This is a genomic window from Salinispora goodfellowii, assembly GCF_059570675.1.
Genome location: NZ_JCANTD010000061.1, coordinates 1 through 10288, shown reverse-complemented (window position 1 = coordinate 10288; position 10288 = coordinate 1). Strand labels below are relative to the sequence as shown.

General features: G+C 75.4%; 2 protein-coding genes. Both read right to left on the bottom strand.

What is annotated here, in order from left to right; genetic code table 11:
• Positions 1-2303, bottom strand: a 2303-nt coding sequence (locus T398_RS26125) for a type I polyketide synthase (RefSeq protein WP_496450473.1), incomplete at its 3' end; no start/stop codon positions are given.
• Between the two features lie 192 nt (positions 2304-2495).
• Positions 2496-10288, bottom strand: a 7793-nt coding sequence (locus T398_RS26120) for a type I polyketide synthase (protein ID WP_496450472.1), incomplete at its 5' end; no start/stop codon positions are given.

Below are 10288 nucleotides of genomic sequence, written 5' to 3'. Positions count from 1 at the left end.
GACACCACGGGGATGCGCGGCGCGGCGAAGTCGAGGTGCGCGATCGCGGCGGCGAACTCGTCGAGCATCGGCTCCATCAGCGACGAGTGGAACGCGTGCGACACCGCCAACCGGGTCGCCTTGGCGAACCGTGACGCCAGCGCGTCGATCGCCTCGGCCGGCCCGGAAAGGACCACCGACGTCGGGCCGTTCACCGCGGCGACATCCACACCCGTACCAGCGATGATCTCCCGCACCGACTCCTCGGACGCCTGCACCGCCAGCATCGCGCCGCCGGCCGGCAACGCCTGCATGAGCCGGCCCCGCGCGGCGACAAGCGTGACCGCGTCGTCCAGCGACAGCACACCCGCCACGTGCGCGGCGGCGATCTCCCCGATCGAGTGACCCAACAGATAGTCCGGGGTCACCCCCCACGACTCGACAAGCCGGAACAACGCCACCTCGACCGCGAACAGACCGGCCTGCGCGTGCACGGTCCGATGGATCGCCTCCGAACCCAGCGCCTCCCGCAACCCGTCGAACCGGTCGACGATGCCGTCGAACACCTCCGCGAACACCGGGAACCGCCCCACCAGACCGGCACCCATCCCGATGCGCTGCGCACCCTGACCGGTGAACAGGAACGCGGTCCGGCCCGAGCCGCCGGAACCGGCGTCGACCTCGGCCAGCGCCGCCGCGAACGACGCGAGATCCGAGCCCACGACGACCGCCCGGTGCTCCAGCGACGCCCGCGACGCCACCAGCGTCGAGCCCACGTCCACCGGCCGCAGATCCGGCCGCGCCAGCACGAACTCCCGCAGCCGCCCGGCCTGGGCCCGCAACGCCTCCGGCGTCCGCGCGGACAGCACCCACGGGAGCACCGCCGGGGCCTCGACGACCGGGGCCGCCTCGGCCAGTTGCGGGGCGGGCTCGCCGTCGGTGTCGCCGAACTCGTCCTCGGCCGGGACGGTGGCCGACGGCGCCTCCTCCAGGATGACGTGCGCGTTGGTGCCGCTGACCCCGAAGGAGGAGATGCCGGCCCGCCGCGGGGAGTCGCCGGGGGCCCAGGGGCGGGCCTCGGTGAGCAGCTCGACCGCGCCCGCGGTCCAGTCCACGTGACTGCTCGGCGCGTCCACGTGCAGGGTGCGCGGCATGGTGTCGTGCCGCATCGCCATGACCATCTTGATCAGGCCGGCCGCCCCCGCCGCCGCCTGGGTGTGCCCGATGTTCGACTTGACCGAGCCGAGCCACAACGGCCGGTCCCGGTCCTGCCCGTACGCGGCGATCAGCGCCTGCGCCTCGATCGGGTCACCGAGCCGGGTGCCGGTGCCGTGCGCCTCGACCACGTCGACGTCGTCGGGACCGAGCCGTGCGTTGGCGAGCGCCTGCAGGATGACGCGTTCCTGGGAGGGGCCGTTCGGGGCGGTCAGCCCGTTGCTGGCGCCGTCGGAGTTGACGGCGCTGCCCCGGACCACGGCGAGGATCGGGTGGCCCTTGCGGCGGGCGTCCGACAGCCGCTCGACGAGCAGCACGCCGACGCCCTCGGACCAGCCGGTGCCGTCGGCGGCGTCGGCGAACGGCTTGCAGCGGCCGTCGCCGGCGAGGCCGCCCTGGTTGTCGAACTCGGCGAAGATGCCGGGGCTGGTGATCACGGTGACGCCGCCGGCGAGCGCCATCGAGCACTCGCCCTGCCGCAGCGCCTGGGCGGCCAGGTGCAGCGCGACGAGCGACGAGGAGCAGGCGGTGTCGATGGTGACGGCGGGACCTTCCAGGCCGAGCGCGTAGGCCACCCGACCGGACACGACGCTGCCGGCGGTGCCGGTCAGCAGGTGCCCGTCGGACCCGGCCGGCAGGTCGGCTGCGCCGAGGCCGTAGCCGGACACCGGCGCGCCCATGAACACGCCGACCTGGTCGCCGTGCAGGCCCTGCGGGTTGATGCCGGCCCGCTCGACCGCCTCCCAGCAGGCTTCCAGCGTCAGGCGTTGCTGGGGGTCCATGGTGAGTGCCTCGCGCGGCGAGATGCCGAAGAGCCGGGCGTCGAAGTCGCCGGCGTCGAGGACGAAGCCGCCCTCGCGCCGGTAGTCGCCGCCGCCGGTGGCCCAGCCGCGGTCGGTCGGGAAGTCACCGACGCCGTCGCGGCCGTCGGCGACGAGTTGCCACAGCTCCTCCGGCGAGGTGACGCCGCCGGGATACCGGCAGCTCATCCCGACGATCGCGATCGGTTCGCGCTCGCGGGACTCGGCGACCCGCAACCGGCGGCGCGCGTGCCGCAGATCGGTCGTGACCCGCTTGAGATAGCCGAGATACTTCTCTTCGTCCGCCACTCGTTTCACCCGTCCAGGCAAGCGTTTTCCGGGCAGCATCAGCCGTTCCGGCGATCGCGGAATTGACGATGGAGAACCGGGTGAGCACTGGCCGCCCGGCACGACATTGCTGTTTGACCGGAGCCTATGAGCGGGTTCGGAAGGCCAACAACCCCTACCGGGGGCCGGAGGCCCGAGGGCCCCCGGCCGCCGTCACGCCTGGTCGAGCTGCTGCTTGATGAAGTCGATCAGCTCGTCGTCGCTTGCCGACATCAACTCGTCGGGGGTCGTCTCGGCGGTCTGGACCGGGCGTCCGGTGTGCCACCGGGACAGGAACGCGTTGAGCCGCATGGCGACCCGGGCGCGGGCGACACCGTCGAGTTCGGCCCCGGCCGCCTCCAGGTGGTCGAGCTGGGCGAGGAACGGCTCCACCGCCGACTCCGGCGCCCCGACGACGAGGTCGTGCAGCATCGTGGCCACCGCGGCCGGACTGGGGTGGTCGAACACCAGGCTGGCCGGTAGTTCGGCGCCGGTGGCGGCCCTGAGCCGGTTGCGCAGCTCGACCGCGGTCAGCGAGTCGAACCCGAGTTCCTTGAACGCGCGGGCGCCCGGCACGGTGGCGATGCCCGGGTGCCCGAGGACGGCGGCGACCTCCCGGCGTACCAGCGTCAGCAGTTCCTCCGCCTGCTCGCCGCGCGGCAGCGGCAGCAACCGCTCGCGCAGACCGGCGGTCGCCCGGGGCGCGGCGGCCGGCCGTTCGCCGGCGAGCAGGTCGGCGAAGAGCGCGGACGGCCGTCCGGCGGTGAAGGTCCCGGCGAACCGCTCCCAGTTCACGTCGGCGACGGCCACCTCGACGTCGCCGCCGTCGACCGCCCGTTCCAGCGCGGCGATGGCGGCGGCCGGCTCCAGCGCGGCCAGTCCGCGACCGCGCAGGTACTCCTGCGCCTGCGGGTCGGCGGCCATGCCGGCACCGGCCCACGGACCCCACGCGATCGCGGTGCCCGCCTGTCCGCGGTCGCGGCGGGAGCGGACGAGCGCGTCGAGGAACGCGTTGCCGGCCGCGTACCCGGCCTGGCCGCCGCTGCCCCACACCCCGGAGATCGACGAGAACACCAGGAACAGGTCCAGGTCCGCCGTCTGCGCGTCGAGGTTGACCGCGCCGGCGACCTTGCCGTGCAGCACCTCGGCGAACTCGGCCGGGGTGACGGCGGCCAGCCCGGTGAGCCCGTTGACCCCGGCGGCGTGCACCACGCCGGTCAGGTCCGGCACGGTCGCGAGCAACGCGGCCAGCGCCGCCGGATCGGCCACGTCGCACGCCGCGACGGTCGCCCGGGTGCCGAGCCCGGCCAGTTCGGTGACCAGGTCGGCGGCGCCCGGCGCGGCCGGGCCGCGGCGGGACACCAGCAGCAGGTGCTCGGCGCCCCGGGCGGCCAGCCAGCGGGCGGTGTGCGCGCCGAGCGCGCCGGTGCCGCCGGTGACCAGCACCGTGCCGCGCGGGCGGTAGGGGGTCGCCGCCGCGGGCGCCGCGGCGGGGCGCAGGCGGCGGACGAAGACCCCGGCGGGGCGTACCGCGAGCTGGTCCTCGCCGGCGGCGGTGAGCGCCGCGGCCAGCCGGTCGGCGTCCCGCGCGGTCAGCGCCGCGGGCACGTCGACCAGGCCGCCCCAGCGACGCGGGAACTCCAGCGCGGCCACCCGGCCGAGCCCCCAGAGCTGGGCCTGGGCCGGGTCGCCGAGCGGCTCGACCGCGGCGATCGACACCGCGCCGCGGGTCAGGCACCACAGCGGGGTGAGCACGTCGGCGTCGTCGAGCGCCTGCAGCAGCGTGGTGAGCCGGGCGGCGGCCCCGGCGTCGGGGAACGCGCACAGCATGCCGGCCGGTTCCGGCCGGTCGGCGAGCTGTTCCGCCAGGTCGCGCCGATCGACGCCCGCGTCGAGGACCAGCTCGGTCGGGTCCGCGCCGGCCGCCCGCAGCGCCGCGACGACGTCAGCGGCGCCCTCGCCCGCGGTGACGACCAGCCAGCTCCCGGTGAGCCGCGGCGCGGCCGGCGGGTCGATCCGCTGCCAGGCCGCCGCGTAGCGCCAGGCGTCGGTCGGGGAGGCCGCGGCGGGACGCGCCGCGGCGGTGACCTCCGGCCAGAACCGCTGCCGCTGGAACGGGTACGTGGGCAGGTCGGCCAGCCGGCCGCGGTGACCGCCGAAGACCGCGGCCCAGTCCACGTCCACCCCCGCCACGTGCAACGCGGCGGTCGCGTGCAGCACGGCGGTCGCCTCGTCCCGGTCGCCGCGCAACATCGGGGCGAGCGTGAAGCCGCCGTCCCGGTCGGCCAGGCACGACTGCACCATGCCGGCCAGCACCCCGGACGGGCCCAGCTCGGCGAACCGGGTGACACCGACGCCGGCCAGGTGACCGACGCCGTCGGCGAACCGGACCGCCTCCCGGACGTGGCGCACCCAGTAGTCGGCCGAGAAGCTCTCGACCGGCTCGTTGGTCAGGTTGGACAGCACCGGGATGCGCGGGGTCCGGTACGTGACGTCCGCGATCGCCGAGGCGAACGCGTCGAGCATCGGCTCCATCAGCGGGGAGTGGAACGCGTGCGAGACGGTGAGCCGGGTGGTCTTCGCGAACCGGGGGGCCAGCTCGTCGATCGCCTCGGCGGTGCCGGAGACGACGACCGCCGTCGGCCCGTTGATCGCCGCGATGCCCAGCCGGTCCGCGTACGGCATCAGCGCGTCGCGTACCTCGGCCTCGGAGGCCTGCACCGCGAGCATCGCCCCGCCGGCCGGCAACGCCTGCATCAGCCGCCCGCGCGCGGCGACCACCGTCACCGCGTCGTCGAGGGACAGCGCGCCGGCCACGTGCGCGGCCACGATCTCGCCGATCGAGTGACCCAGCAGGTGGTCCGGGGTGACGCCCCACGACTCCAGCAGGCGGAACAGCGCCACCTCGACCGCGAAGAGCCCGGCCTGGGTGTGGTCGGTGCGGTGGATCAGCTCGGAGCCGCCGAGGACGACCTCACGCAGCGGGGTGTCGAGCAGCCCGTCGAACCGGGCGCAGACGGCGTCGAACGCCTCGGCGTAGACCGGGTGCCGCTGGTACAGCCCGTGCCCCATCCGCGGGCGTTGCGAGCCCTGCCCGGAGAACAGGAAGGCGAGCCCGCCGCGGGTCGCCTCCCCGCGGAGCAGGTTGCCGGCCGGCTCGTCGCGTTGCAGCGCGGCGAGGCCGGCTGAGAAGTCGTCCGGCTGCGCGCCGATCACCACGGCCCGGTGCTCGAGCGCGCGGCGGCCCAGCGCGAGGTCGTGGCCGACGCGGAAGACGTCCTGGTCCGGCTGGGCGGCGAGGCGCGTGGCCTGCTCGCGTACGGCAGCGGGGGTCTTCGCCGACAGCAGCCAGGCCACCGGGCCGGCCGGGATGTCGACGTCGGCCGGCTCCTGCCGGTACGCCTCCAGGATGGTGTGCGCGTTGGTGCCGCTGAGGCCGAACGACGAGACGCCGGCGCGGCGCGGGCGGTCCCCGGCGGGCCAGTCCCGCGCCTCGGTGAGCAGCTCGACCGAACCGGCCGACCAGTCCACGTGCGGGGTCGGGGCGTCCACGTGCAGCGTCGGCGGCAGCACGCCGTGGCGTAGCGCCAGCACCATCTTGATGATGCCGGCCACGCCCGCGGCGGCCTGCGTGTGGCCGATGTTCGACTTGATCGAGCCGAGCCACAACGGCCGGTCCCGGTCCTGCCCGTACGCGGCGATCAGCGCCTGCGCCTCGATCGGGTCACCGAGCCGGGTGCCGGTGCCGTGCGCCTCCACCACGTCCACGTCGGCCGGGGCGAGACCGGCCGAGGCGAGCGCCTGCCGGATGACCCGCTGCTGTGCCGGCCCGTTCGGCGCGGTCAGGCCGTTGCTGGCGCCGTCGGAGTTGATCGCGGAGCCCCGGACGACGGCGAGGATCCGGTGTCCCTGCCGCCGGGCGTCGGAGAGCCGCTCGACGACGAGCACGCCGGCGCCCTCGGCCCAGCCGGTGCCGTCGGCGGCCGCGGCGAACGCCTTGCACCGGCCTTCGGCGGCGAGGCCGTCCTGCCGGGCGAACTCGACGAACGCGCCGGGTGTGGACATCACCGTCACGCCGCCGACGACCGCCAGCGAGCACTCCCCGGCCCGCAGGGCCTGCGTGGCCAGGTGCAGCGCGACGAGGGAGGAGGAGCAGGCGGTGTCCACGGTCATCGCCGGGCCCTCCAGCCCGAACGCGTAGGCGATCCGGCCGGACAGCACGGCGGCGGCGTTGCCGGTGCTCACGAAGCCGTCGACGAGCGGGTCACCGGAGCCGAGCACGACGCCGGTGTAGTCCTGGCCGTTGGTGCCGGCGAAGACCCCGGTGCGGCTGCCGCGCAGCGACGCCGGATCGATGCCGGCCCGTTCGAACGCCTCCCACACCGATTCCAGCAGCACCCGCTGCTGCGGGTCCATCGCCAGCGCCTCGCGCGGCGACACCCCGAACAGTTCGGCGTCGAAGGCGGTGGCGTCCTCGATGAAACCGCCGACCCCGACCGGCAGGCCGGCGCCCCAGCCCCGGTCGGTCGGGAAGCCGGACAGGCCGTCGCCGCCGGCGAGCAGCAACTCCCACAGCTCGTCGGGGTTGGTGACGCCGCCGGGGAACCGGCAGGACATGCCGACGATGACGATCGGGTCGTCGCCGTCGTGCGCCGGAGGGGTCACCGGCTCCCGCGGCCCGGCTGCCGTGCCGGTGAGCTGCGCGTGCAGGTGCTCGGCGAGCGCGGCCGGGGTGGGGTGGTCGAAGACCAGCGTCGCCGGCAGCGGGGTCGCGGTCGCGCGGGTGAGCAGGTTGCGCAGCTCGACCCCGGTCAGCGAGTCCAGGCCCAGGTCGCGGAAGGCGCGGTCCGGGTCGATGTCGGCGGCGGAGCCGTGGCCGAGCACCAGCGCCGTGCTCTCGCAGACCACCCGGCACAGCTCGGCCGGGGAGGTGTCGGCCGCCACCGCCGCGCCGGCGGCGTCCGGCCGCGTGACGGGTGCGAGCACGTCGAGCAGCCGGTCGGCGCGGCCGGTGGCCAGCACCGGCCAGTCGGCGTCGGCGACCAGGACGGCCGGTTCACCGTCGGCGACGGCCGACGCGAACGCCGCCATCGCGCGCGCCGGTTCCATCGGCGCGAGTCCGCCTCGGCTCAGCCGCCGGCCGACCGCGTCGCCGCCGGCCATGCCGCCGTCGGCCCAGGGGCCCCAGGCGATCGAGGTGGCCGGAAGTCCGCGGGCCTGCCGGTCCCGGGCGAGGGCGTCCAGACCGGCGTTCGCCGCCGCGTAGTTGGCCTGTCCGGGGCTGCCTATGGTGCCGGCCACGGAGGAGAACAGCACGAACATGTCGAGGTCGCCGGTCAGCTCGTCCAGCAGACGGGCGGCGCCCACCTTGACCCGGGCGACCTCGGTGATCCGCTCCGGGGTGAGCGATTCCAGGACGCCGTCGTCGAGGATGCCGGCCGCGTGCACGACGCCCCGCCAGGGGTACGCGGCGACCAGCTCGCGCAGCGCGGCCTCGTCGGTGACGTCGCAGGCCGCCACGGTCGCCTCGGCGCCGAGCGCGGCCAGCTCGGTCAGCAGCTCGGCGGCGCCGGGCGCGTCGGGGCCGCGTCGGCTGGTCAGCACCAGCCGGCCGACTCCGGCCCCGGCGAGCCAGCGCGCCACGTGCGCGCCGAGCGCGCCGGTCCCGCCGGTGATCAGCACCGGGCCGTCCGGCGGCACGAACTCGGCGCCGGTGCCGGGCGCCCGGTCGAGCCGCCGCGCGAAGGCGCCGGCGGCGCGGATCGCGACCTGGCTCTCGTCGCGCCGGCTCAGCGTCGCGACGAGCTGGTCGCCGGCCCGTTCGTCGAGCACCGGCGGCAGGTCGACGAGGCCGCCCCAGCGGTGCGGCAGTTCCAGCGCGGCCACCTGGCCGAGCCCCCAGAGCTGCGCGGCGGCGACGTCGGTGAGCGGTTCGGACGCCGCGACGCTCACCGCCCCGCGGGTCAGGCACCACAGCGGGGCGGCGGATTCCACGTCGCCGAGCGCCTGGAGCAGGGCGGTGGTGACGAGGACGCCGTCGTCGCCCGGGCCGGGCAGCACGACGACGGCGTCGAACGCCTCGTCGAGCAGCCGGTCGGCGATCGAGTAGCGGTCGTCGTGGGGTGTGAGGGGCAGCCGGACCGGTTCGGCGCCGGCGCGGGTGAGCGCGGCGGTGACGTGGTGCGGGTCGGTGCCCTGGGCGGCGGCCACCAGCCAGCGTCCGGCGAGCGCGGTCCGGGTGAGGTCGAGCGGTCGCCAGGTGACGTGGTGGTGCCAGGTGTCGCCGGCGGCCGTCTGGTCCCCGTGGTGGCGACAGGCGGTGACCGGCTCGGCCCAGTAGTGCCTGTGCTGGAAGGCGTAGGTGGGCAGGTCGACCCGGGGCGCGTCGGGCAGGATCGCGGTCCAGTCCACGGGCACGCCGAGGGTCCACAGCTTCGCGACCGCGTCGAGCACCGTGGCGACCTCGTCGCGGTCCTTGCGCAACGCCGGGACGTAGGTCAGCTCCGGGGCGGCCAGCGCGGACAGCACGCCCGCCGGGCCGATCTCCAGGCAGCGGGTCACCCCGTGCTCGGCGAGCCAGGACATGCCGTCGTCGAAACGCACCGTCTCGCGCACGTGCCGCACCCAGTAGTCGGCGGTGAACTCCGCGACCGGCTCCCCGGTCAGGTTCGACACCACCGGAATCCGTGGCGCCGCGAAGTCGATGTGCGCGATCGCGGCGGCGAAGTCGGCGAGCATCGGCTCCATCAGCGCGGAGTGGAACGCGTGCGACACGGTCAGTCGGGTGGTCTTGGCGAACCGCGACGCCACCTCGTCGATCGCCTCGGCCGGGCCGGAGATCACGACCGAGGTCGGGCCGTTCACCGCCGCGATGTCGACGCCGTCGGGCAGCACCGAAAGGACGTCTGCCTCGGTCGCCTGCACCGCCAGCATCGCCCCGCCGGTCGGCAGCGCCTGCATCAACCGCCCGCGCGCCGCCACCAGCGTGACCGCGTCGTCCAGGGACATCACCCCGGCGACGTGCGCGGCGGCGATCTCACCGATCGAGTGGCCCAGCAGATGGTCCGGGATGACGCCCCACGACTCGACGAGCCGGAACAACGCGACCTCGACGGCGAACAGGCCGGCCTGCGTGTACACCGTCCGATGGATCGCGTCGGAGTCGATCGCGTCGCGCAGCGGCACGTCCAGGATCTGGTCGAAGCGGGCGCAGACGGCGTCGAACGCCTCCGCGAACACCGGGAACCGGTCCGCCAACCGCAGGACCATGCCGACGCGCTGCGCGCCCTGACCGGTGAACAGGAACGCCAGCGCACCCTCGGACACCACACCCGACACCACCGCCGCGTGGCCACGGACGGCGTCGGGCCCGGCGGACGCCCGCAGGCCGGCGAGGACCTCGTCGGGCGTGCCGCCCAGCAGGACCGCGCGATGCTCCAGCGCGGCCCGCCCGGTGGCCAGCGACCACGCCACGGCGGCCCGGTCCAGCTCCGGGTCGGCGGTCACGACGTCGCGCAACCGCCGCACCTGCCCGGCCAACGCCTGCGCCGACCGCGCCGACACCGGCCACGGCAGCGGACCCTCGACCTCGGGGGGGTCGACCACGGCCGGCTGCGCGGCCGGTTCCGCCAGGATCAGGTGGGCGTTGGTGCCGCTGATCCCGAACGCCGACACGCCGGCGCGTCGAGGACCACCCTCCGACTCCCACGACCGGGCCTCGGTCAGCAGTTCGACCGCCCCGGCGGTCCAGTCGACGTGCGGGGTCGGCTCGTCGACGTGCAACGTCGCCGGCAACACACCATGACGCATCGCCAAAATCATCTTGATGATCCCAGCGACACCGGCGGCGGCCTGGGTGTGACCGATGTTCGACTTGATCGACCCCAACCACAACGGCCGCGCACGATCCTGCCCGTAGGTGGCCAACAACGCCTGCGCCTCGATCGGATCACCCAACCGGGTGCCCG